The 24359-nt window shown below is 46.8% G+C and carries 20 protein-coding genes; 12 read left to right on the forward strand and 8 right to left on the reverse strand.

From position 1 onward, the window contains the following. The first annotated feature begins 115 nt into the window (after nt 1–115). Both S2091_RS00810 and S2091_RS00815 read left to right on the forward strand, forming a co-directional pair. Complete coding sequence (locus tag S2091_RS00810; RefSeq protein WP_105529876.1) at nt 116–1123, forward strand: 2-dehydropantoate 2-reductase; 1008 nt, start codon at nt 116–118, stop codon at nt 1121–1123. 45 nt (nt 1124–1168) lie between these two features. Then, nucleotides 1169–2689 carry an acyl--CoA ligase gene (locus tag S2091_RS00815; protein WP_105529877.1) on the forward strand — a complete coding sequence of 507 codons (1521 nt, stop codon included), beginning with the start codon at nt 1169–1171 and terminating at the stop codon, nt 2687–2689. 234 nt (nt 2690–2923) lie between these two features. Here S2091_RS00815 and S2091_RS00820 read toward each other — a convergent pair whose 3' ends face one another. From S2091_RS00820 to S2091_RS00830, 3 genes are read right to left on the reverse strand one after another with little or no spacing between them, the layout of a single operon-like run. After that, nucleotides 2924–4432, reverse strand: coding sequence for an ATP-binding protein (locus S2091_RS00820; protein WP_105529878.1), 1509 nt, complete (start codon nt 4430–4432; stop codon nt 2924–2926). A gap of 3 nt (nt 4433–4435) precedes the next feature. After that, the gene (locus tag S2091_RS00825) at nt 4436–5146 is read right to left on the reverse strand and encodes a response regulator (RefSeq protein ID WP_105529879.1); all 711 of its coding nucleotides are present in this window, start codon (nt 5144–5146) and stop codon (nt 4436–4438) included. Next, entirely contained in the window at nt 5124–6488 is a 1365-nt protein-coding gene (locus S2091_RS00830; protein WP_243405261.1) for an ABC transporter substrate-binding protein, read from the reverse strand. Before S2091_RS00830 ends, S2091_RS00825 begins: the two co-directional genes overlap by 23 nt. Nucleotides 6489–6891: 403 nt before the next feature. On the opposite strand from S2091_RS00830, the gene S2091_RS00840 reads away from it, so the two are divergent. The 7 genes from S2091_RS00840 (at nt 6892) to S2091_RS00870 (ending at nt 14813) form a co-directional block, all read left to right on the forward strand. Continuing rightward, a complete protein-coding gene (locus tag S2091_RS00840; protein WP_105529882.1) occupies nt 6892–8214 on the forward strand; it encodes a maltoporin in 1323 nt (440 codons plus the stop codon). 105 nt (nt 8215–8319) lie between these two features. Next, nucleotides 8320–9573: an ABC transporter substrate-binding protein gene (locus S2091_RS00845; RefSeq protein WP_105529883.1), complete on the forward strand. Its 1254-nt coding sequence runs from the start codon at nt 8320–8322 to the stop codon at nt 9571–9573. A gap of 111 nt (nt 9574–9684) precedes the next feature. Further along, nucleotides 9685–10635 (forward strand): carbohydrate ABC transporter permease, encoded by a 951-nt coding sequence (locus S2091_RS00850; protein ID WP_423828224.1) that lies wholly within the window; start codon nt 9685–9687, stop codon nt 10633–10635. Continuing rightward, a complete protein-coding gene (locus S2091_RS00855; protein ID WP_165794871.1) occupies nt 10625–11491 on the forward strand; it encodes a carbohydrate ABC transporter permease in 867 nt (288 codons plus the stop codon). Before S2091_RS00850 ends, S2091_RS00855 begins: the two co-directional genes overlap by 11 nt. Nucleotides 11492–11863: 372 nt before the next feature. Next, nucleotides 11864–12997, forward strand: a complete 1134-nt coding sequence (locus tag S2091_RS00860; protein WP_105529886.1) for an ABC transporter ATP-binding protein — start codon at nt 11864–11866, stop codon at nt 12995–12997. Between the two features lie 17 nt (nt 12998–13014). Continuing rightward, nucleotides 13015–13989 (forward strand): glucokinase, encoded by a 975-nt coding sequence (locus tag S2091_RS00865; protein ID WP_105529887.1) that lies wholly within the window; start codon nt 13015–13017, stop codon nt 13987–13989. Nucleotides 13990–14084: 95 nt separating this feature from the next. Beyond that, entirely contained in the window at nt 14085–14813 is a 729-nt protein-coding gene (locus tag S2091_RS00870; protein ID WP_105529888.1) for an LssY C-terminal domain-containing protein, read from the forward strand. Between the two features lie 10 nt (nt 14814–14823). Here the strand turns inward: S2091_RS00870 and S2091_RS00875 are convergent, their stop codons facing one another. Next, a complete protein-coding gene (locus S2091_RS00875; RefSeq protein ID WP_105529889.1) occupies nt 14824–15246 on the reverse strand; it encodes a hypothetical protein in 423 nt (140 codons plus the stop codon). Nucleotides 15247–15501: 255 nt separating this feature from the next. On the opposite strand from S2091_RS00875, the gene S2091_RS00880 reads away from it, so the two are divergent. Beyond that, nucleotides 15502–16317, forward strand: a complete 816-nt coding sequence (locus S2091_RS00880; RefSeq protein ID WP_105529890.1) for a tetratricopeptide repeat protein — start codon at nt 15502–15504, stop codon at nt 16315–16317. Between the two features lie 137 nt (nt 16318–16454). On the opposite strand, the gene S2091_RS00885 is transcribed toward S2091_RS00880, so the two are convergent. From S2091_RS00885 to dcp, 3 genes are all read right to left on the reverse strand, one after another. Continuing rightward, on the reverse strand, nt 16455–16706 hold the full coding sequence (locus S2091_RS00885) for a hypothetical protein (RefSeq protein ID WP_105529891.1): 252 nt from the start codon (nt 16704–16706) through the stop codon (nt 16455–16457). A 69-nt stretch (nt 16707–16775) separates the two neighbouring features. After that, a complete protein-coding gene (locus S2091_RS00890) occupies nt 16776–17540 on the reverse strand; it encodes a slipin family protein (protein WP_105529892.1) in 765 nt (254 codons plus the stop codon). Between the two features lie 353 nt (nt 17541–17893). Next, nucleotides 17894–20026: a peptidyl-dipeptidase Dcp gene (gene dcp, locus S2091_RS00895; RefSeq protein WP_105529893.1), complete on the reverse strand. Its 2133-nt coding sequence runs from the start codon at nt 20024–20026 to the stop codon at nt 17894–17896. A 312-nt stretch (nt 20027–20338) separates the two neighbouring features. Between dcp and S2091_RS00900 the strand changes: the two genes are divergently transcribed. After that, entirely contained in the window at nt 20339–21217 is an 879-nt protein-coding gene (locus S2091_RS00900; protein ID WP_105529894.1) for an EAL domain-containing protein, read from the forward strand. Nucleotides 21218–21411: 194 nt separating this feature from the next. After that, nucleotides 21412–22344 (forward strand): CysB family HTH-type transcriptional regulator, encoded by a 933-nt coding sequence (locus S2091_RS00905; protein ID WP_105529895.1) that lies wholly within the window; start codon nt 21412–21414, stop codon nt 22342–22344. A 200-nt stretch (nt 22345–22544) separates the two neighbouring features. On the opposite strand, the gene S2091_RS00910 is transcribed toward S2091_RS00905, so the two are convergent. After that, nucleotides 22545–24287 carry a sulfotransferase family protein gene (locus S2091_RS00910; RefSeq protein ID WP_165794872.1) on the reverse strand — a complete coding sequence of 581 codons (1743 nt, stop codon included), beginning with the start codon at nt 24285–24287 and terminating at the stop codon, nt 22545–22547. Between the last annotated feature and the right edge of the window lie 72 nt (nt 24288–24359).

The following is a 24359-nucleotide window of genomic DNA, read 5'->3' on the forward strand; positions in this document are numbered from 1 at the left end:
GCTCATGGAAAATTGTAAATGCGAACAATCCATCGTCAAAAACACACATGACAAAAGATAAGTTCCCGCGCTATGATCCTGCTTTCAGATTCATTGCAACAAAGAAAGACATTAAATGAAAATCAGTATCATTGGAGCAGGCGCTATTGGCGGTTTTTTGGCAGTCAAATTTGCTCAACAAGGCCACGAAGTCAGCGTGCTCATACGCGGTAAAAATCTATTGGCCGTACGCGAAAATGGCTTAACCCTACAAAATACGGATGGCACTGAGAACAAAGTTCAGGTCCATGCGAGTGACAAAATCGCTGATTTCGGCCAGCAAGATATTGTGATATTGGCGATGAAAGCGCATCAGGTCGCCGCCGTTGCTGCCGATATCTCTTCTTTATTAGGCCCTGACACAGTGATTGTGACCGCACAAAATGGCGTGCCTTGGTGGTATTTCCAAAAACACGGCGGAACTTTTGACGGCACCCGAGTAGAAGCGGTTGACCCGGACGGTACCGTATCTAAGCATCTAGATATCAACCGCATCATCGGCTGCATTGTGTACCCTGCTTGTGATATGCCAGCTCCCGGCGTCATTCGCCATATTGAGGGCAATAAATTTACCTTGGGTGAAATTGACGGAAGCGATACGCCACGAATACGCATGCTGGCGGATCTGTTCCGCAAAGCCGGTTTTAAAACACCGGTTAGTACTGATATACGCTCGGAAATCTGGATTAAATTATGGGGCAATGTTTGCTTTAATCCCATCAGCGCCTTAAGCCACGCTACGCTGGTTGATATCTGCGAATCGGCACCAACCAGAGCATTAGCTGCGCGCATGATGAGCGAAGCGCAAATGATCGGTGAAAAATTGGGCGTGAATTTTAAAGTGTCAATAGATCAGCGCATCGCAGGAGCGGCCTCTGTTGGCAAGCACAAAACCTCGATGTTGCAAGACATAGAAGCTGGCCGCCCGATTGAACTTGAAGCCTTAGTTGGTAGCGTGATTGAAATGGGAAAAATCACTTCAACACCAACCCCAACTATTGATACCGTGTATGCACTGGCTTCTTTATTAGCCACCTCACTTAAACAGCAACAAGGGCAATTGCGGATTACGTCTACGCTTTAAAAAACCAATTCGCTTCAAAAATTTACCTAAAGATTAAAGGCCATCATGCAACGTCCTACCACTATTTTAGAATTACTCGCCATCGGTGCGTCAGATGCCATCGCCATCAGCGCGCCTGGCGTAACTCCGCTTACTTATGGACAATTGCGACTAACTTCAGCACAGACCGAACAAAGCTTACGCAGCATTGGTATTGGCGCACAAGACCGCGTTGCGCTGGTATTACCAAACGGCCCAGAAATGGCGGTAGCATTTACCTGCATCGCAGCGCATGCTGCCGCAGCACCATTGAATCCGGCTTATCGCGCTGATGAGTTTGAGTTTTATTTATCCGACCTGAATGCCAAAGCGATTTTAGTCGAACACGGCAGCCAGTCGCCAGCTATTGCCATCGCCCAAAAACTCAATCTCCAGATTTTGGAATTGCATCCATCCGGACACGGCGCAGGTTCATTTACCTTAACGGCGCAGCAACCGGTAATGAATACGGCCAGCGCTGACATGCCAACTTCAAATGATCTCGCCTTAATTTTACATACCTCAGGCACCACATCACGCCCTAAAATTGTGCCCCTGACACAAGCCAATGTGTGTGCATCGGCCTGCAACGTGCGCGACAATTTACATCTCAGCGCCAGCGACTGCGGACTGGCGATTATGCCCCTGTTCCATATTCACGGCCTAATCGCCGGCTTGCTAGCACCGCTAGCCGCCGGCGGACAAATTTTCTGCACACCGGGCTTTAATGCACTGCGTTTTTTCAACTGGATGAACGAAGCCAAACCAAGCTGGTACACCGCTGTACCAACCATGCATCAGACTATTGTGGCCAGAGCTGAGAGTAACCGTGAAATAATTCAAGCCAATCCACTGCGTTTTATTAGATCTTCATCGTCCTCCATGCCACCGCAAGTCATCCATGCGCTGGAACAGGTTTTCAATGCGCCTTTAATTGAATCCTACGGCATGACCGAAGCCGCGCACCAAATGGCCAGTAACCCACTGCCACCGGCCAAACGCATACCGGGTTCAGTCGGCATTGCCGCCGGCCCTGAAATTGCGATTATGGATACTGACGGTAATTTGCTAGAAAACGGCGCGACTGGCGAAATCGTTATCCGCGGCGTCAACGTCACAGCCGGCTATGAAAATAACCCTAAAGCCAACGCCGAAGCCTACACAAATGGCTGGTTCCGCACTGGCGATCAAGGCGTATTAGATCAGGATAATTACTTAAGCATTACCGGCCGTTTAAAAGAAATCATCAACCGCGGCGGCGAAAAAATCTCCCCGCGCGAAGTAGACGAAATCCTGATGGATCACCCAGCCGTTGCCCAAGTCGTCACCTTCGGCATGCCGCATGAAAAACTCGGCGAAGAAGTAGCAGCTGCAGTCGTACTGCGCGAAGGACAGCAGGTAAGCGAAAAAGAATTGCGCGAATTTGTAGCAATTAGACTGAGCGACTATAAAGTGCCGCGCAAGATTTTGTTTTTAGAAGAAATCCCAAAAGGCGCAACAGGGAAACTGCAGCGTATAGGCTTGGCTGCCAAGTTGGGCTTGGCTTAATTACGCTGAAATAGTTACTAAGCCGCATTGCCATTAACGTCATTCCCGCGCAGGCGGGAATCCAGGAGCTCGTTAATCTGGCATTGAAGGCGTTCTGTGCCAAAGACGTGGCAAATAATGATGTCTAATCAATCGTGCTTTGCACGAGTAAGTGGAACTGGATCCCCGACTAAAGCATTCGGGGATGACGAAGTTTGATGAGATAACTTTATCCTAACCATACAACCCTAAAAATCACCTCTGCACCGGCAAAACAATCGTCGCACATAACCCACCCTCCGGATGATTCCGCAAAATCAACGTCCCGTTATGCGCCAACACAATAGCCTGAGCAATCCCCAACCCCAATCCCATCCCACTATTATTCTTCAACTGCCCATGCTCCAGCCGAACATAAGGATCAAAGAGATAAATCAAAGCTTCCTCCGGTACCCCAGGCCCATGATCCCGCAAAGTAATCTCAACCTGAACATCATTTTGCAATACCGAAATCTCAACATGATTCCCATAATGCAGCGCGTTATCCAACAAATTCCCAATGGCTCGCTTCAACGCTAACGGCTTAGCAACCACACAAATTCCAGATTCAGAAAACTCAACTTTATGCCCCGCCAATTGCGCACCACGCACCATACGATTCAATAACGCATCCAGTTTTACTTCGGTCGGATTTTCATAAATATCGTTATCTTTCACGCATTGCAGTGCGCCCTTCACCATCATATCCAGCTCATCCAAATCTTCATTGAATTCACTACGCAGCAAATCGTCGTCCAATAATTCAGCGCGTAATTTCAAACGCATAATGGGCGTACGCAAGTCGTGTGAAATAGATACAAACAAGCGCTCTCTATCTTCAATATAGCGTTGAATTCGTTCACGCATTACACTAAAGGCCCGTGCGGTATTCACAAATTCACGGCTACCGGTTTCCGGCAAATGCGGCATTGCTTCACCGTTACCGTTTCCAAAAGCAGTAGCGGCAACGGACAAGGCTTCCAGCGGTCGAGTAATCCAGCGCACAACCAACATAGATAGCAAAAACACGGCGGCGAGGGACAATCCCAACAGAACGACCCGGTCAGTTGAAAAGGGATTATTACTGTTTAAAAAATACGGATTAGGCATCAGTGTTGCCAGGTACAACCAATTTCCAGGCTCCAGTTCTGCCTGAATTACCAAAATCGGTGCTGGATTTGGTTTGGTGATTAAGATGTGCTGAATCCAGTTGTCGGGTAAATCATTTATCCCTGCACCGTCTTCAGAAACAACCAATTCTGCAGGCCATGAAAATCCCAGCTTGAGATTATTGGCGCCAGCTAACTGTGGAATTTTTTCTAGCAATTCGGCCTTAATTTTTTTCTTGGCCAACTCCGCCAATGCATATTGGCCAATATCATGAATATCAATCGGCGCACTATTAATATTCACAAAAAACCGCGTACCGCCCATTTCACGAAACTGCTGGATAATCAGCGGCCGATAATTAGTCGGCAAACTCAAAAAATAACGAATGCTACTAGCCGCACTTTGCGCCAGATGTTGCGAAGAAGCGGCAACTTCAATCTCAGATTCTTTCCGCACTTGCGCCGCCCAAAATGCATTCCCCACAAACTGCGTCAGCAATACGCCCATCATCAATACGATCGTTAACCTGCCTAGCAAGGATGTCGGCAATAGGCGCAACAACCATCGACGTGGCAACTTCATTTCCGGCTTAGTTACTATCGCGTTTTTAGGCATATCTTATATTTGCGAAGCAATGACATCCGCAGAAAAGACATAACCGGCACCACGTACAGTTTTGATTAAAAATGGCTGTTTTCCATCATCATTCAAACGCAACCTGAGTCGGCTAATTTGAACATCTAAAGAGCGATCCAGCGGGCCGGAATCACGGCCACGGGTTTCTTCAGACAAGATGCCGCGATCCAAAATATCGCCGGGATGCTCAACAAAATATTTCAGCAATTGAAAATCCAAACCCGTCAATGCCACCAGCTCGCCATGCGCGTCTACCACCGTGCGCTCCACACAGTCCAGCGTAAATCCAAGAAAACGATAAAAGCGTGGTGGCGCTGTGTTTTCAAGACCGGTACGGCGATGAATAGCTTTAATTCTGGCTAACAGTTCACGTGGGCTATATGGTTTGCCAATGTAATCATCCGCCCCTAATTCCAGACCCACTACGCGGTCAGTTTCATCTGAGCTAGCGGTGAGCATAATGATGGGAACGTTAGAACGTTGCCTGACGATTTTGCACAAGGCAAAGCCGTCGGTGTCCGGCAACATCACGTCTAAAATGACTAAAGACAATTCATCCGTATAGCGTTGAAATTCAGATAGAAACGACTCACCGTTATGCGCCAGCCTGACCTCGTATTGATTTTTTTCGAGATAAGTTTTTAATAAAGTACGAGTTTTTTGGTCGTCGTCAACGATTAATATTTTGCGCATCTTTTCCTGCTTTAGCTTTTGGTAATGACCGGGTGATTGCCCCTAGTCGACGTTGTGTTTCAGCGACTTGAATAGAGTCATCCATAAAAAAATGAACGATCTCGGCGATGATGGCGTCTTTGGAAATTTTATCGGTTGCCATATCATGCGCCAGACTAGGCACTTGCACGGCACTGCCGCGTGCAAACACAGTCCATGAACTACGTGCGCAACTATCCATTTTTGTTATGTCGGCATTGCGCAAAACGGAAACTGACCCTTTCACCTGATTGTAGTCAGCTTGCATGGTAGGAGAAACGGCAATTTGAGCAATTTTATCGGCGGTTTCCGCTGATATGGATTCGTGGCTGAGCATGACCAGCGTATCCACATTATAGATATGATAGTTGGCAGTATTTGGCACGGCATTGCAGCCAATGTCCACATCGGTGGCAAGACCCCATGCGTTTAACTCAGCCTTGGCAAAATCACCCATCACTAACATGGCAGCGTCACCTTTAGCGACTAACCTGGTGGCATCCACCCAGGTTATTTCTTTAAGTGGCGACGGCATGTCTTTCTTCAGCATTCTTAAACGCAGTAATGCACGCGCAAAACGGACATCGGTAAACGCCGAAGGATCTTTTTTAACCAAGGCGCGCCGATAAAAATCAGGGGAAGATTCAGACAACAGCAGCGTTTCAAATAACGTCACCACCTGCCACGGCTCGCTACTTTGCGCTAAAGGGATAATGCCTTCCCTGCGCAATTTATTTGCAACAATATTGAAATCATCCCAATTTTCCGGTACGCGCAGACCGTATTTATCGAATACTTTTCGATTGAAAATTAAGGTATTAATTCGATGAATACCGAGCGGCACCGCCACCAGATGTCCGTTTGGACGCACTAGTTCTGTCACTGTCGGGAAAAATGATTTATCCCATTTTCCGCTGCCGCTAATGCTTTCTTTAGCGTTGACATTGAGCGCTTTAAATTCCATCAGCAAACCCAGATCAAACCATTCGGCAATCAACGGGCCTTTGAGTTGTGCAATGTCGGGGGCTGTTCCCGCCAAGATACGGCTTTTCAAGACGATGCCTGCGCCTATGCCGCCGCTAGGTATCAACGCATCGTGCCAAATGATATTTTCTTGGGCGAGTCGGGTCGCCAACACGTCCACTGCCTTGTGTTCGCTGGTGGATTTCCACCAACTTAACACCTGCACTGTTTGCGTTTGCGCTATTGAGTTTGTCGTGCTTAGCAGAATGAATGTGGAAACTAGCAGCAACGCACAAATCCAGTGCGTACTAGCTTTTTTATTCAATTCCGTGGGCAACATTATTTTTTTATCTGTTTGCACCGGGGAGTCCTTCCTTGTCTCGGATGACACTATAGCCCAACTGTGTAGCTGTGTGGACATACCTCCGTAAGGAAGCCTCTAGAATTGTAAAGAAGCGTAATATTTTCTTTCTTTTTATTGCATGCACTGAAATGGACATTTTGTAATCCGCATAGCTATGAAATACCACGCCGATAATAATTTTCATGGCGACTTATGTAAAGTTATGTAATTTTCCGCGGCATAAAATAAAATGCCATTCCATTTAAAATCAATTACTTAAGCAACAAAAGTTACGCCTCCCCTGCCTAGTTGGATGCACATTTTTGCGATGTTAATGTCTGTTCGCCGAGTTAGCAGACCCTACCGACGCACCAAAAAGAAGCAACAGACTTCATCCCAATAAACTAGTCACGGAGACATAATGATTAATCAACGATTAAAAGCACTTCCTTTTGCACTCGCTTTAGCACTCCCATTCATTTTCGCCTGCGGCGTTGCCAGTGCCGATGCCGGTCACGATGAAGATGGCTTTCATGGTTATTTACGTGCCGGAGCTGGGGCAAGTTCCACCGGCGGTCCACAAAGCTGTTTCGGCCTTGGTGGCAACACCATGAAATATCGCTTAGGTAATGAGTGCGATTCTTATTTTGAAGGCGGTTACACCAAAGATTTAGCCACGGTCGATGATGGCGTTATTTTTACTGGAACGCTGTGGGCCAATGCCTGGAGTCCAAATTCAAACTTTAGCGGTGCGACGCTCTCTTTGGCAAAAGCCTATGTTGAAGCCAAAAACCTTGATTTTTTAAATGGCGGCGTGGCGTGGGTTGGTGAGCGTTATTACTATCGTCCCGACATTCATTTCCTTGATTTGCAATTCATCAATTTGAATGGAACTGGCGGCGGTATCGATGGCATCAAGGCAGGGCCAGGAAAATTTAGCTATGCCATGTTTAAAGATAATGATACTAACGGACTGGACGCAGCCACCGGTGCAGTAACCACAAGCAGAGCCGGCTTACGACAAAACTTCCTATATGAAGGTCTGCCAGTTAATCCGGGCGGGACTATCGACGCTGTCGCCACAATCATTAGCGCAACCGGTGAAAATAATCATAGCGGCTGGAATTTGACTGCGCTCCATAAACAAGAAATTTGGGGTGGCGGAAATACCTTTGCGGTGCAATACGGTGTTGGCGCAGGTACCGGCACTGGCGCTACTGTTAACAGCGCAGGATTAGTAGTACCAAGTGAATCAGGCGCAGGCAGCCAGGGTAATGGACGTATGGGTAATGCCGGCAGCACATTACTAGGATCAGATGTAACCCGGTTACGGGTATTTGATGAGTTGGTGATTCAACCAACCAAGCAATTTAGTACTGAATTTATTGCGTTGTATCAAAAAGACACATCAGATGCATTAGGTTCTTCAGTCTGGACCACTATCGGCGCCCGCCCGGTCTACGCAGTGAACCGACATTTCAAATTGCAAATGGAAGCTGGCGTTGAACACGTCACCTTCTCCAATGGCACACCTTCTGAAGACCTCACCAAAGTCACTTTTGCGCCGACTATTGCTATGGGCGAGGCTTACTGGTCACGTCCTGAATTGCGCTTCTTTGTCACCTACGGCAAATGGAATAACGCTGCCACCGCGGCAGTCAATGCCAACAACAATTCCGGCCCGGTTTATAACAACGGCACCAGCGGTACCTCTGCCGGCGTTCAGTTAGAAGCTTGGTGGTAAGTCCTTATTAGCTGAATGACCACGTATGTAACTTAGTGGTCATACAAGCTAGATAGACTCGTTGGATAAATTTGATTTTTAAAAACAAAAACTGGAGAAGACAAAATGAAATTGACTAAATTAGCCCAAGCCGTCTTAGTGACGACAACGCTCTTTGCAGCCACCGCAGCAGTGCAAGCGACTGAAGTGGAAGTGCTGCATTACTGGACATCCGGCGGTGAGGCAAAATCTGCCGCTGAATTAAAAAAAATGATGGAAGCCAAAGGCATTACTTGGAAAGATTTTGCGGTAGCAGGCGGTGGCGGTGAAAACGCCATGACTGCACTCAAAGCACGGGTTATTGCAGGTAGCGCACCAACAGCCGCACAAATCAAAGGCCCATCCATTCAGGAGTGGGGCAATGAAGGCGTGTTAGCCAATATTGATGCGGCAGCTATTGATGGAAAATGGGATGCCAACCTGCCTAAAGTCGTTTCCAACATCATGAAATACCAAGGCCATTATGTCGCGGCACCAGTCAATGTCCACCGCGTTAACTGGTTGTGGATTAACCCTGACGTATTGAGCAAATCCGGCGCAAAAGTACCAACCAATTTTGATGAATTTTTTGCCGCTGCCGACAAGATGAAAAAAGCCGGTTTTATCGCCGTGGCGCACGGCGGACAACCTTGGCAAGACGCCACGGTGTTTGAATCAGTCGCTCTTGGCGTCGGCGGTGCTGAGTTCTATAAAAAAGCATTAGTTCAATTGGACCCAGCTACGCTGACTGGCCCAACCATGATCAAGACGTTTGATACCTTGGCCAAAATCAAAACTTATATCGATAAAGATTCCGCAGGCCGTGACTGGAACCTGGCAACTGCGATGGTCATTAACGGAAAAGCCGGTATGCAGTTTATGGGCGACTGGGCCAAAGGTGAATTTACTGCAGCTGGTAAACAACCGGGCAAAGATTTTTTATGCGTAGCAGCACCGGGAACGGAAAAAGATTTCAGCTTTAATATCGATTCATTAGCGATGTTTAAGATGACTGATCCGGCCAAACAAAAAGCACAGCTCGTATTAGCAACTGCCGTCATGAGCCCAGAATTTCAGGAAGTATTTAACCTGAATAAAGGCTCCATCCCGGCACGTGCTGGCGTTTCACGCGCCAAGTTTGATAGCTGCGCGATCAAATCCATGAACGACATGGAAGCATCTAGCAAAAGCAACGAGCTAGTACCGAGCTTTGCGCACGGTATGGCAATTGATTCTGCCAAAGCGGGCGCAATTCAAGATGTGATTGCCAAATTCATGAACTCAACCATGACCTCGCAAGCTGCTGTACAAGCCTTGGCAAAAGCCGCGAAAACGCAATAAGCTCAATAAGCTGCAACGTAAATAGAAAGTGGCGTGGTTCATTCACTGAACCACGTCAGACAAAAACAGTAAGCAACTACTGTGCTTTACCAAGGATTCACTATGTCAGAGATTTACCCCGGCATTGCCAGCTCCGCGCAGCAAGCCAGCAATATTAAACATCCCATTCCACTCCAACGCCGCTTTCAAACATTTGCCGACATCTGGTTGCCGCGCCTAGTTTTATCGCCCACCATCTTATTGTCCTTAATCTTCGTCTACGGCTTTATTGGATTTACGGCGTATTTGTCGCTAACGCCATCGCGCCTCATGCCCAACTACACGTACACGGGTTTTGGACAATACGCCGCGTTATTTGATATAGACCGCTGGTGGGTTTCTGCCACCAATCTGGGAATTTTTGGCGGCTTGTTCATTCTCATCTGCTTAGGAGTTGGCCTGCTGTTAGCGATTTTTTTAGATCAAAAAATTCGCGCTGAAGGTGCGTTACGCGCTATTTATTTATACCCAATGGCCCTATCTTTTATTGTCACCGGAGCCGCCTGGAAGTGGATCCTTAATCCCGGTTTAGGCCTGGAGAAAATGGTACATGCCTGGGGTTTCCCTAATTTTTCGATGGACTGGCTAGTCAATTCCGACATGGCGATTTATACGGTCGTCATCGCCGGTGTCTGGCAGTCATCCGGCTTCGTCATGGCGCTATTTTTAGCCGGTTTGCGCGGCGTGGACGACAGCATTATTAAGGCCGCCATGGTCGATGGCGCAAGCTTGCCAACCATTTACCGGCGCATCGTAATCCCTGCCTTACGTCCGGTATTTTTCAGCGTGTTATTGGTGCTGTCGCACATTGCCATCAAGAGTTTTGATCTGGTCATGGCACTCACTGCTGGTGGCCCTGGCACCTCTACCGATGTGCCGGCGATTTTCATGTACCAGTTTTCGTTCACACGCGGCCAATTAGGTTTAGGCGCAGCGTCCGCCATGATGATGTTAGCAACCGTGCTGGCGGTATTGGTTCCACTTATTTATCTTGAAACGAAAGAGGCGCGCCGTGCAAGCTAACTCAACAAAATTCAGCCTGGGGCGCGGCATCATTTATTTGTTGCTGATACTTTGCGCGCTCTATTATTTAGTGCCCTTATATGTAATGTTGACCACCTCGGTTAAATCATTAGATGAAATCCGCAGCGGCAATTTACTTGATTTTCCATTAAACCCAAACAGCGCGGCATGGGCCAAAGCGTGGGGGTCTGCTTGTACCGGCGTGCAATGCAATGGCTTAGCGCCCTACTTTTGGAATTCGGTGAAAATGGCGGTTCCTGCGGTATTAATCTCCACCCTGATTGGTTCACTGAACGGCTATGTATTAGCACACTGGCGCTTCCGTTATTCCGAGATTTTTTTCACCGGTTTAATGGTCGGCTGCTTCATCCCTTTTCAAGTAGTTATCTTACCGATGGCACGCTTATTAGGCTTACTTGGTATCGCCAATACAACCGGCGGTTTAATCGTGGTTCACATCATTTACGGCATCGCGTTTACTACTCTTTTTTTCCGTAATTATTATGTAACCGTGCCAGAGGAATTAGTGAAGGCAGCAAGAATAGACGGTGCAGGTTTCTTCACCATCTACAGCCGCATCATCTTACCGCTGTCATTACCGATTTTTATGGTCTGCTTCATCTGGCAATTCACCCAGATATGGAATGACTTTTTATTCGGCGTAGTTTTCGGCGGCGCCGACGCACAACCGGTCACCGTAGCATTAAATAATTTGGTCAACACCTCAACCGGCATCACCGAATACAACGTCAACATGGCCGCCGCGATCATCGCCGCATTACCGACATTAGGCTTGTATTTATTAGCAGGTAAGTATTTTGTGCGTGGGTTAACGGCGGGAGCGGTAAAGGGTTAGCCAATGCAAACGCGTGGGCACAAACCCGTGCCCACCCTACGCATACTAATGAAGTTGGGGTTGCTTTTGAAGTTGACGTTGTTTTTGACTTACCCCCACTTCTAGTTCGGCCGGTTTTTTTAAGGAAAAAAGGATCAGAAAGGTTCGCTGTTTGAGCGTAGCGAGTTTCGAACTTTTCCCTTTTTTTCTTAAAAAATCGGGGTTTCCGAAATAGCGTGGTCGCCTTTTTTGGGTTACCTTTTTTGGCGACGCAAAAAAGGTAACTAGCCGCCGGGCTACCCCCGGCCTACAGACCTAAAAAAAACACCAGTAATCAATGAGTCACCCGAACTCATAAAACGAAACACATACAATATTCAGGAGCAAATAATCATGGCAAGTTTATCAATAAGAAACGTCCGCAAAGTCTACCCAAACGGCGCAGAAATCCTAAAAGGTATCGATCTAGAAATTGAAGACGGTCAATTCCTAATCCTGGTAGGCGGCTCAGGCTGCGGCAAATCCACCCTACTAAACATGATTGCAGGTTTAGAGACAGTCAGCGACGGCAGCATCCACATCGGCGACCGCTGCGTCAATGATATCCCTCCCAAGTCACGCGATATTGCAATGGTATTTCAATCCTACGCACTCTATCCAACCATGACCGTACGTGAAAATATTTCCTTCGGCCTAGGCATCCGCAAAGTCCCCAAAGACGAACAAAAAAAGATCGTTGACCGCGTAGCAGAAACCCTGCAAATGACCCATTTACTAGACAGAAAACCAGCCTTACTCTCAGGCGGCCAACGTCAACGGGTAGCAATGGGGCGTGCAATTGCACGCAACCCCGCACTGTTTTTATTCGACGAACCACTATCCAACCTGGATGCAAAATTACGCGTAGAAATGCGAGCTGAAATCAAACTCATGCATCAACGGCTCGGCACCACTATCGTCTACGTAACGCATGATCAAATTGAAGCAATGACCTTAGGCGACAAAATCGCCGTAATGAAAGACGGCGTAGTACAACAATTTGGCAGCCCGCAAGATATTTATGATGAACCAGCCAATATGTTTGTAGCAGGCTTTATCGGTTCACCTTCAATGAATTTCCTACGCGGAAAATTACTCAAGCAAGATGGTGGACTTTCATTTACCTTAGAACACAAAGGCAAAACCACCCTACTGCCACTGCCGGCCAGTTTTTCAACAACACTGATACCAATGGGGCAGATTGAACGCGATATTATTTTAGGAATTCGCCCTGAACATATCACCGACGCAATCAGCGCACGTCGGGCTGAAACGACAGACAGTTATCAACCAACAGAGGTAGAATGCACCGTTGAGCTGACTGAACCAACTGGACCTGACACCTTGGTATTTAGCTGGTTCAATCAGGCCAGAGCAACTTGCCGCACGCATCCACGCGCCGCTGCGACGCCCGGGGAACAAATGAAACTGGCTTTTGATCTTTCTAAAGCCGTGTTATTTGACCCAACTACTGAACAACGCTTGTAAATGAGTACGATGTCACGATGACTTACCTGCGATCTTACCCAAACTTACTAGCCGATATCGGCGGCACCAATGCGCGCTTTGCGCTAGAAACAGCTCCCGGCAAACACGAGGCTATTTTAGTGCTGCCATGTGCTCACTACCCAACTTTATCGGATGCCATACGAGCTTATTTAACGAGTCCGGTAGCTGCTGGCGTAAAGATTAAAAAGGCAGGTGTTGCCATTGCAAACCCAGTGCATAGCGATGTCGTGCAAATGACGAATCATCATTGGTCATTTTCAATTCAAGCGGTGCAAAAGGAATTTGATTTTCAAACACTGCTGGTGGTGAATGACTTTAAAGCGTTAGCGATGGCATTGCCTTTTTTAGATCACACACAAAAATACCAAGTCGGCACTGGTCAACCGCAAAACAATTCAGCCATAGGGTTACTCGGCGCCGGTACCGGCTTAGGTGTTTCCGGCTTAATACCGACCAAACACGGTTGGGTAGCGCTAGACAGCGAAGGCGGCCACACTTCTTTTTCGCCAACCAATCAACGCGAAATGTCTATTCTGCAATTTGCACTGCAAAAATATAAACACGTTTCTTCAGAACGATTGATGTCTGGCGCTGGCATACAGTTAATTTACCAAGCCTTAGCCAGCAACCAGAATCTGACAGTGGATGATATCGACACGCCAGAAATCACACGGCGCGGCTTAAACAATGAATGCCCCGTGTGCCGCGAAGTGCTCAGCACTTTTTGCGAATTACTGGGCACAATGGCCAGCAACCTCGCTATTACCTTAGGAGCAAAAGGCGGCATTTATATCGGCGGCGGCATCGTCCCACGATTAGGGGAGTTTTTTAGCACGTCCAATTTCCGTCAGCGCTTTGAACAAAAGGGTCGCTTCGCCAATTACCTGGGCCAAATACCGACTTATGTCATCACCGAACCCTATCCCGCTTTTATCGGGGTTTCTGCACTGCTAGCTCAAACCGATCAATAAGCGTATTGGATAGTCAAGTGCCTGTTTTGGGATTAAAATCGGCACTTTCCTACTCTGCTTGCGCGACCTGATTTAGGTGCTAAGCGAACGTCATCATGGCAAATGAGCTAACACCCGTCCACAAACGTAGCTTGATCCGCATCGCCGTCATCACAGGTGTTTTGGTGCTGGCGCCAGCCATCAGCTACTTCAGCGTTGCTTATGAATTTGTTCCCATGGCCTGGCGTTTTGTAGAACGCCGACATCCGGCATTGGACTCAATAGGAACCCGCGCCTTTACTTCTGCTGGCATTCCGGGCGACCCATTAAACGTTGCGTTTGTCGGTTCGGAAGATGCACTACACAAAAAAATGTTGGGGGCAGGTTGGTATCCCGCCGATCCGATTACCTTACGTAGCTCATTACGCATCGCCAGAGATAGTTTGCTGCATAAGCCTTACCCTGATGCACCGGTCAGCGATTTGTTTGTGAATGGACAAAAACAAAGCTACGCTTTTGAACAGGCCGAAGGCGGCAATCCGTCCAAACGTCATCACGTGCGTTTTTGGCGAACACCGGATATTGATGCTCTCGATCGACCAATGTGGATAGGTGCTGCCACCTTTGACTCCGGCGTTGGTTTATCGCACACGACCGGACAAATTACCCACCATATTGCGGCCGAAGTCGATCGTGAGCGCGATAAATTAATCACTGATTTACAGCACAGTGGTGAAATTGTTTTACGCTGGATTGAACCATTTCAAAAAGAGCTGGAAGGCCGCAACGGCGGCGGTGACAAGTTTAAAACCGATGGTCGCTTAGTAGTTTTTTCAGAGCAGTGAATAAATTTATTTAAGGTAATGCGGCGATATCAGGCGCTACCCAAGCCAATCTGGCTTCGGTAGAAAAAAGACGTTCGCGCGTGTAATAGCGAAAAGGCAGCTCTTTATCGCCTAGCTTCAAAATCACTTTTTGAGCGAGCTCGTCCATCGAATTTTCATTCTCGATATTATTCAGACAAGCTCTGATCATGCACAAATAAAACCGGGTAATTGTTTCGTGATAGCCACTTGTTTCAGTGTTAACACCGCCCGTCGCAACGTTGTAAGCACAGATACGTTTCCGCATAAGATTGAGTGCAGTTTCATCATCGTAATGAAATGCATGCCATAAGCCGGCACGTAAATGCGCCTCATGAGTCCACTCAGCCTTTGGTAATGTTTGCTCGATAAGTCCCAAAGCAATTCTTTGCGTCTCTGACTTTATTTCATCCATTTTTCCATTCCCACCTCGTTTAGTAAAAAATTATCCGTTTTAGATTTAATTTATTTTTTGAAAACTATCACTCAAGAAACAGCACTCTTCACGATCTAATTCATTTGATATCAAACCCGTTTTTCTGCATTTATTTAAGCACAGACGACTTGAATAGAAACCGACTACCCCCATTTACCGCATAGAATTGTTTTATTTGCGCAACAGCGAAAAATGATGGTGTTTTTGCAAGACCAACCCCAAAGGAGTAACGGAATGAATACCAAATCCGTGTTTCAAGCTACGTTTTTATCGTTAGCGATTTTATGTTCTGCACCCAGCTTCGCCGCAGAAGAACCTTCCATGCAACAAGTCTACGATACCGCCAAAGCCGGAAGAGTGGACGAAGCGCAAACGATGATGCAAAAAGTATTACAAGATCATCCAAGCAGCGCCAAAGCACATTTTGTCGAAGCTGAATTATTAGCCAAACAAGGCCGTATTGCCAGCGCACAGGCCGAACTCAGTAACGCAGACCGTTTGGCACCAGGATTACCCTTTGCCAAACCTGAAGCCGTTGAAAACCTGCGCAGATTAATCGCCAATCCCCAACGTTCATCCATGCCCAGGCAAGCAGTAAATGACTATGCAGCACCAGCCAATACGGGAATGCCGTGGGGACTAATATTGGTGGGTTTAGGCTTAATCGGCTTCATTATTTTTGCAGTGAGATTCATGAGTAACCGTAACCCACCTGTTGTCTATTCTCAAAATGGCGCAACTGGATATGGATCAGGCGTGCCGATGCAGCCTTATGGTGCGCCCGGTCAAATGATGGGCGGCGGTGGAATAGGTTCGGGAATAGTAGGCGGGTTAGTCACTGGTGCAGCACTAGGCGCAGGTATGGTTGCTGGTGAAGAACTGATGCATCATTTTACCGATGGCGATAATCGCAATAATTCGCAGCCTCAACCGACAGACCGTAATGATTATGTGCCGCAGAATGATATGGGCGGCAACGACTTCGGCATTGCCGATAATTCATCCTGGGATAGTGGTGGTGGCGATAGTGGCGGCGGTGGCGACTGGTAATAATTGCGCCGTAAAACGTAAAAAACCGCATTCTTTAATGCGGTTTTTTTACGCTTATTTACTCGGACTTAACTTAACTTGTCTAAATAAATTGTCCATTACTATTCACACAGCTTATCCCTTCCGTTATTACAGTTTTATTTGTGTCTTATCGATTTCAGCGCATTTTCAACACTCTCAACTTCCCCAAGCGCCGATGCCAACAGAGTGCCAATCGTCAACGGCATTAGCATTGGTACCTTCAATTGTTTTGCCGATTCAATTAAAGGGTCATTTGCCGAATGTTCGTCAAGTGAAGTGCTGAGCAATCTTGTATCTGCTTGGAGTTGACCAGTTAATTTTTTCAAACCAGACAAGCGTGTTTCCAACTCATTTATACTTGAACTCATCGCATCCTCCGATAAAGATGAACATTCATTGCCAGATGCAAGGAAATGAATATCTGTTTTTGCCTTCGATTAAGCCTTAGGCTTAAGTTGACCCAAGAAAGTTGCTAGCTCCATCGGCAAAGGAAAAACGATAGTCGTATTCTTGTCTGCCCCGATCACGGTCAAGGTCTCCAAATACCGAAGCTGGATCGCCTGAGGCTCTTGCGCAAGGATTTTAGCTGCTGCGTATAATTTTTCTGAAGCCTGCAATTCACCTTCGGCATGAATCACTTTGGCGCGACGTTCACGCTCTGCTTCGGCTTGTCGGGCAATCGCACGGATCATCGACTCGGTCAGGTCAACCTGTTTAATTTCAACGTTCTCAACCTTGATTCCCCATGAATCGGTCTGCGCATCAAGCGACTCACGAATGTCATGATTCAACTTCTCACGCTCGGCCAACATATCGTCCAGACTGTGCTTGCCCAACACTGAACGCAACATGGTTTGCGCCAGCTGACTGGTCGCATTGAGATAATTCACCACCTGAATAATCGCCTTCTGCGGATCGACAATACGGAAATACACCACGGTGCTGACTTTAACCGAAACGTTGTCGCGCGAGATCACATCCTGAGTCGGCACTTCCAGTACCACTGTGCGTAAATCAACCCGCACCACCTGCTGAACCCAGGGAATGATGATAACTAGCCCCGGCCCTTTCACTTTCCAGAAGCGTCCTAAGGTAAAAACCACGCCTCGTTCATACTCGCGAAAAATCCAAATTGCCGAGACCAAAAAAATGGTTACCGCAAAGGCAGTGAACAATAAAATCAAATTTAATTCAGAGAACATGGTGAATCTCCCCTCATCAAAAATAGCCTGCGGGCAACAGGCACTGTTGCCGAACTTTCTGCCAAACTATTCTTAATGCCTATTCTTCATAGTAGGCATTTTTTACTGTTATTTCCATTAAATCTCGCTTGTTTTGAGTCGTCATTCTCGCGTAGGTGGGAATCCAGGAGTGAGTACGTCTAGTGTTAAATACACTATGCGCAGTGTGTTACGCCCTAAATTTCTACATACACAAGAATGAAAAGGGTTATTAGAATGTGACTGACTGAGACAAAAAAAAGCCTGCCATCAGCAACTGATGGCAGGCTCTTCGTTATTGCTTCTAATACTATTTTTGAGACTAGTTCCGGGTCTTATTTCAAACCACGGTTTTCCAACATAGGCTCAATGCTCGGAGCACGTCCGCGCCAGTCCTGATACATCTTGGACAGCTCTTCAGTATTGCCGCGAGACAATACCATAGCGCGGAAACGATCACCATTAGCGCGCGTCAAACCGCCATTTTCTTTGAACCATTCAAAGCCATCATCTGCCAGCATTTGAGTCCACGGATAGGCGTAGTACCCTGCCGCATAGCCGTTACCCCAGATGTGCAAGAAATAGCTGGTGCGATAACGTGACGGCACTTCGCTAAGGTCAATCTTTTCTTTCTTCAATGCAGCAGCCTCGAATTTATTGGCATCTTGCAATGGAGCATTCGCATTCAATGTGTGCCAGTTCAAATCCAACAACGCGGCAGCACTCAACTCGGTCATGTTGTAACCCTTGTTAAAGCTGGCTGCCTTTTTCAACTTATCAACCATGGCTTGCGGCATCAATTCGCCAGTCTGGTAATTTTTTGCGTAGTTAGCAAACACTTTAGGATCAGTCGCCCAGTGTTCATTGAACTGCGATGGGAATTCAACAAAATCACGTGCAGTACTAGTACCGGACAACGTTGGATATTGTTCATCAGCGAAAATACCATGCAGACCGTGACCAAATTCGTGGAACATGGTGATCACATCATCAAACGACAACAATGCAGGTTGTCCAGCTACCGGCTTGGTGAAGTTAGTTACGTTATAAATCACTGGCTTTGTACCGAACAACTTAGATTGACCGACAAAATTATCCATCCAGGCGCCGCCGTTTTTGTTGTCGCGCTTGAAGTAATCGCAGTAGAACAAGGCCAGCGATTTACCGTCTTTATCAAACACTTCAAACACGCGCACATCGGCTTGGTACACAGGAATGTCGTGACGTTCTGTGAAGGTCAAACCGTACAACTGGTTAGCCGCGTAAAACACGCCGTTTTGCAAAACACTGTTCAATTCAAAATACGGCTTGATCTGGTTTTCATCTAAATCAAAGCGAGCTTTACGCACTTGTTCAGCGTAGAAATTCCAGTCCCACGGTTCCAGCTTGAAGGTTGGTTGCTTCAACTCAGCTTGATCTTTATCAATTTGCGCTTGAATGTCTTGCGCTTCATGCTTGGCACGCGCAGTCGCGGCTGGCACTAATTGTTCCATGAACTTGATTGCCGTTGCTGGCGTTTTAGCCATCTGGTCATCCAGCTTCCATGCCGCATAATTTTTAAAGCCGATCAACTTGGCTTGTGCAGCACGAATCTGCGCTATCCGAACCAACAGCTTACGCGTGTCATTGGCATCGCCCTTTTCAGCACGATTCCAGGAAGCCTCAAATAAGGCTTTGCGAGTAGCGCGGTTAGTCAATTCTTGCAACTCAGGCTGCTGAGTGGTGTTTTGCAACGACAGTACATATTTGCCGTCCAAACCACGCTCTTTAGCTGTTGCCGCTGCCGCAGCAATCGCCGCGTCAGACAGTCCGGCTAACTGAGCCTTGTCATCCAATACCAGCGCGGCATTTTTAGTCGCTTCGCGCAGCTTGTTACCAAACTGGGTACTGAGTGTGGATTCTTCTTCGTTCAACGCTTTAAGTTTGGTCTTGTCGGCTGCGGAGAGTTTTGCGCCCGCATGCACGAAATTTCTGTAGACCACGTCAACCAGACGCTTCGATTCAGCATCTAATTTCAGCTTACCGACTTGTTTGTAGACGGCTTCGACACGCTTAAACAGCTTGTCGTTAAGATAGATCGCATCTTGATGCGCAGCCAGTTTAGGCGCTTCATCTTCTTGCACTTTTTGCAAAGCATCGTCTGTATTTGCGCCAGTAATAGCACCAAATACTTGCAGCACGCGAGTCAACATCGCGCCGGATTTTTCCATCGCCACGTAGGTATTTTCAAAAGTCGGGGCTTCCGGGTTATTGGCGATTTGTTGGATTTCAAGCAGTTGCAGCCGCATTCCTTCTTCTATCGCAGGCTGGTAATCAGTGTCTTGAATTTTATCAAACTGCGGCGCGTTGAACGGCAATGCGCTGGAGTTATAGAACGGGTTGCTGGCTAGTGTTTCGGCGGCCAATACAGGCGAACTAGCTGCAAAAGCCATTGTGGTGGCAAGCACCATCATGCGTAGACGAATCATCTGGTTTTCCTTAGGGTTGAGTCCGTTGCCGGACACGATAAAGTCTCTAGGGTCGAATAACAATCAAACGGACTGGACATTTAAGCGCCAAATTATCTGCGTCTTGCTTGCTGCTGTCAAACAACTTGCATTCAATATCACAAAAATATTTCGATGAGTCTGCGCTCGTCTCCGTTTTCAGCACTCTTCTTGGGAAGCGAAGAAGTATGGCTGAAATCAGTTAAAGCATAAGCAAATACAAAACGATTCGTTCCCACTCGCTCGCCAGCAATTTATCCTGCACTACCTGTACACCCTCAAAAGGAGAGGCTCATGGCTTATCAGGCTTTGCAAAAATACATCACACATTTATATACGACCAAAAGTAACAATACCAATATTTGGATTAACGACACCGGACAAGCACAAGGCCGTTATTTCAACTCCTCGTTGACTAGCGCTTTCCAGGCTTTACGTTCCACGTTGGACTTACAGATTGTTGGGTATCAGGGTTTAGCGCGTAGTTATACGCCGGGCCAGCAAACCGAACTAGGTTTAAGTTTGTGGCGCTTACTTGATCATGCGGCAAGCGACGATGAATCGATCGAACTAGATCGCTTATGCCGCTTGTTACATGCCATTAATTTTTATCGTCAACCGCAAGCGTTCGGGCAAGACATCTATTTAAATGTACATTCACGCTTGCTGGCAGCGATCCAAAACAATCATGGCGCAGCATTCCGACGCATACTCGATACCCTGGAATTACCGCATCAGCATATTGTGCTGGAACTACCTCTCAGCGCGCAAAATCAGCGCTGGATTTTGAATCATGTTTCCGATAATTACCGCAGCAATGGTTTCCGCATTGCAGTCAACATCAACAGCATTGAGCAAGGTTTAGAGTTGGAAGAATTAATTAAGCAGCGCCATTTTGCGGCATTAAAACTGGACAGCAGCGCTTGCCATGAGCGATCCAACTTAGCAGCCTTAGCAAAACTACTCAAAACAGCACAAAAACACAGCACCAATGTGATCATTAAACGGCTCGATAACGATCAACAATACCGCGCAATAGAGCAACTCGCGCATGAAACAAAACAGGAAATTTATGTGCAGGGATTTTTATTCGACCAGCCAAGCTCTTCCTTATTCAGCGCGCCGGTGAAACAACGCGACAAAATTGAATGTAAAAAATGCCAAGCCGCATAACTCAATCGGCTCACTGTGAACATCGCTATTACTTTCCCTTATGCAAAAAAGTAGTAAAGAAATAGCTAATTATTCGTTTTACTTATGCGTTTTAAGTGCAATCATCCGCTTCTTACAAACAAATAAGTAATAAAGCGAGCTGGCGCACTTCACTTCCTTCGTCGCTATTTTTACTTAAAACCTAAAAATACAGTATGAACTTTCAACAATTACGCTCTATCCGTGAAGCGTCGCGTTGCGGCTTTAACTTAACCGAAGTCGCCAACGCCTTATTCACGTCTCAACCCGGAGTAAGCCGTCAGATTCGTGAAGTAGAAGAAGAGTTGGGCGTGGAGATTTTCGAGCGCAACGGCAAACGCCTAATGGGTTTAACCGAACCAGGCAAAGGGATTTTGGTCATTATTGAACGTTTGTTAGTCGAAGCAGAAAACCTGCGGCGTGCTTCTGATGATTACACCGATCACGCCAAAGGCACGCTAACCATTGCCACCACACACACTCAGGCGCGTTATGTTTTACCGCGCGTAGTACAAGCTTTTCGGCAGGCTTTTCCTGATGTGCGCATCGCCTTACAGCAAAGCTCGCCGGAACATATTGCCGACCTGGTGTTATCCGGCAAAGCCGATATCGGTATTGCGACCGAAGGCTTAAGCCAATACAAAGATTTAGCCTCGTTTGCCTGTTACGAATGGAGCCATGTACTGGTTGTTCCTGAAGGCCATCCTTTATTAGCCTGCGTTGCCAACGGCGACTACCTGAGTCTGCACGATTTAGCCACCTGGCCGTTAATTACCTACGATATCGGCTTTACCGGTCGCGGCCATATTGACGAAGCTTTCCACATCAGCGGCGCACATGCCGACATCGTGCTAACTGCGATGGACGCCGACGTTATTGCGCAATACGTCGCCTTGGGGATGGGAGTGGGGATTGTCGCATCGATGGCCGTCGATTCGCTGCACGCACACGGATTAAAAACCATCCCGGCCAGCCATTTATTCAGCCCCAACGTCACCCGTTTAGCGGTCAGACGTGGAACTTATTTGCGTAGTTATGCGATCGATTTTATCCAACAATTTTCACCGAACTTGCAGCGTGAAAAAATTATTACAGAAGTGGCGTTGTAATTGTAGTGATTCAGCTCTAAAAGTGACAGTCTGGTTCGTAACAATTGGGTTGAAAAACTCTTTTTCGTGCCGATGAATTTACCATCGCAAAAATTTGGCTGCAAATAGTTTTTCAACAAAAATTAACGAGTACTAACATACCCAATGCACTTAAAAAAGTTCACAGATTTCACTCAGTAGTTAAAAAAACTTAGGGGATCCTAAGCGTTAATTTGATCCTGAATTTCATCCTCTATCGTTACCGGCATGGTCGGATGGATAATTTCAAACAAAGGGGTAAGGTGCTTCGCAAAATGCTTCCAGCGCCCTATTGAATTTGAGTAGATGGGTTTACGTACCTGGGGAGTACTAGCGGTACGAACGATACGCTTATTTTCATAAAATCTAAGACACGTGGCTTCCCAGGTCAATCCCAGATAATCCAACATGCGTCTCGTCTGGCCCTCAAGATTGGCAACATTAGCTTCATAGCTCACATCAAGTATCCAGCCGGATGGCAAAACATTGTGCCAATGACTCATCAATTTACTATAGCGAAAATACTGTCTTCCCAATGTTTGCAAATCAAAACTATACGTATTCCCTATAGAAAAAGGTTGGGCATAACAAGAGAAACACGTATCCATCGGATTACGCATAGAATGGATAATTTTTGCACTTGGGATCATCAAGTAAATCAGCCCTAAATGCTGATAATTTTCAAGCATCTTGTCAGTAATAAAGCATGCATTAGGTGCGAGCTTCCAGACACGGTCAAGGTATTCCTGCCCTAATTTACGCAAAGCCAAAAGCGCTGCTTCACTGTCCAAAGAGTCAAGCAAGGAATATGCTTTTTTTGCAAATTCAGCAAAAGTAACAATCTCTCCTGCCCCATAGACCTCCCGATGGCTGGAAAGAATTTGTTCAATAAGTGTTGAGCCCGATCGCGGCATACCTACAATAAAAATCGGCACACGATCCTTTTCAGGGATAGGTAAAGTCTCTTCAAGAGCTGCGCATTTACTGAATAGGTCTGAAGTAAAAATGCCGCTTAATTTTTCCAGAGCACGATCCTCTGCACTATCATCGAAGTAATCCCTCTGATAACTGAGCTGGTTTCCCTCTTCATATGCACTAAACGATCTGTCGAATTGAGCGATGCTTTCCATGGCCTTGCCCATCGCAAAATTCAGTTTAATTTGATCATCCAGCGACAATAATTCGCGGTTGGAATAAATTGTTTCCAGCTGATTGAAACGGGGGTCGTCCGGCTGGTAAGGTACCAATGTAAGAAGCGCTAATAGTGAAGGGATACTGCTGGGAGTCAGTTCTAATGCAGTACTTAAGGATTTTTCAGCCTCACCCATTTTCCCCAGCTCCATGAGAACGATACCAAGATTGCAGTACGCCGTATCGAAATCCGGCTTAAGCTCAAGTGCCCTTCGGTAGTGCGCTTCCGCCTCGCTTTGTCGTCCCAACATATGGAGAGCGATGCCGAGAGTGCTATATGCTTCAGCGTATTCAGGTTGCAGTTCAAGTGCGCGGAGTAGCAAGGTTTCCGCATTAGAGAAATCCCCCCTCTGTACGGCGATCTCGCCTAAGTTATTAAACGCAATTGAATGCTCAGGGGCGAGAGCAATCACTCTGCGAAAACTCTTTTCTGCGGCATCAGTTTGACCAAGTTTCAAGAGCGCAACGCCAAGATTTTGATGCGCCGGATACAAATCAGGTTTTAACTCAATAGCTTTGCGGTAATGTACTATCGCCTCATCTAAACTACTCTGCAACCCGAATACAAAACCGAGGTTGGAATAAGCTTCAGCATAGCTGGGATTTTGCACAATAGCCTGTCGATAACTTTCAGCAGCGATTTCCAACTGACCATTGCATAAGTGTGCATTACCCTGATCCTTGAGAGCTAATGCAGCGGAATGATCAGGTGCGAATCGCCCTGCTATTTTCATTACCCATCGTCGACCTGAGAAAACAACCAATCCGATCAACATTACTACTAGCAGCAGTTTGAATATAAGAAT

Origin of the sequence: Solimicrobium silvestre, assembly GCF_002976435.1 — a bacterium.
In the GTDB taxonomy this organism is placed as follows: Bacteria; Pseudomonadota; Gammaproteobacteria; order Burkholderiales; family Burkholderiaceae_D; genus Solimicrobium; species Solimicrobium silvestre.

Excerpts from the sequence above, each read along its gene's own strand:
- S2091_RS00810 (WP_105529876.1), top strand. The coding sequence starts at position 116 with ATGAAAATCAGTATCATTGGAGCAGGCGCTATTGGCGGTTTTTTGGCA.
- S2091_RS00815 (WP_105529877.1), top strand. The coding sequence starts at position 1,169 with ATGCAACGTCCTACCACTATTTTAGAATTACTCGCCATCGGTGCGTCA.
- S2091_RS00820 (WP_105529878.1), bottom strand. The coding sequence starts at position 4,432 with ATGCCTAAAAACGCGATAGTAACTAAGCCGGAAATGAAGTTGCCACGT.
- S2091_RS00825 (WP_105529879.1), bottom strand. The coding sequence starts at position 5,146 with ATGCGCAAAATATTAATCGTTGACGACGACCAAAAAACTCGTACTTTA.
- S2091_RS00840 (WP_105529882.1), top strand. The coding sequence starts at position 6,892 with ATGATTAATCAACGATTAAAAGCACTTCCTTTTGCACTCGCTTTAGCA.
- S2091_RS00845 (WP_105529883.1), top strand. The coding sequence starts at position 8,320 with ATGAAATTGACTAAATTAGCCCAAGCCGTCTTAGTGACGACAACGCTC.
- S2091_RS00860 (WP_105529886.1), top strand. The coding sequence starts at position 11,864 with ATGGCAAGTTTATCAATAAGAAACGTCCGCAAAGTCTACCCAAACGGC.
- S2091_RS00865 (WP_105529887.1), top strand. The coding sequence starts at position 13,015 with ATGACTTACCTGCGATCTTACCCAAACTTACTAGCCGATATCGGCGGC.
- S2091_RS00870 (WP_105529888.1), top strand. The coding sequence starts at position 14,085 with ATGGCAAATGAGCTAACACCCGTCCACAAACGTAGCTTGATCCGCATC.
- S2091_RS00875 (WP_105529889.1), bottom strand. The coding sequence starts at position 15,246 with ATGGATGAAATAAAGTCAGAGACGCAAAGAATTGCTTTGGGACTTATC.
- S2091_RS00880 (WP_105529890.1), top strand. The coding sequence starts at position 15,502 with ATGAATACCAAATCCGTGTTTCAAGCTACGTTTTTATCGTTAGCGATT.
- S2091_RS00885 (WP_105529891.1), bottom strand. The coding sequence starts at position 16,706 with ATGAGTTCAAGTATAAATGAGTTGGAAACACGCTTGTCTGGTTTGAAA.
- S2091_RS00890 (WP_105529892.1), bottom strand. The coding sequence starts at position 17,540 with ATGTTCTCTGAATTAAATTTGATTTTATTGTTCACTGCCTTTGCGGTA.
- dcp (WP_105529893.1), bottom strand. The coding sequence starts at position 20,026 with ATGATTCGTCTACGCATGATGGTGCTTGCCACCACAATGGCTTTTGCA.
- S2091_RS00900 (WP_105529894.1), top strand. The coding sequence starts at position 20,339 with ATGGCTTATCAGGCTTTGCAAAAATACATCACACATTTATATACGACC.
- S2091_RS00905 (WP_105529895.1), top strand. The coding sequence starts at position 21,412 with ATGAACTTTCAACAATTACGCTCTATCCGTGAAGCGTCGCGTTGCGGC.
- S2091_RS00910 (WP_165794872.1), bottom strand. The coding sequence starts at position 24,287 with ATGAAAATAGCAGGGCGATTCGCACCTGATCATTCCGCTGCATTAGCT.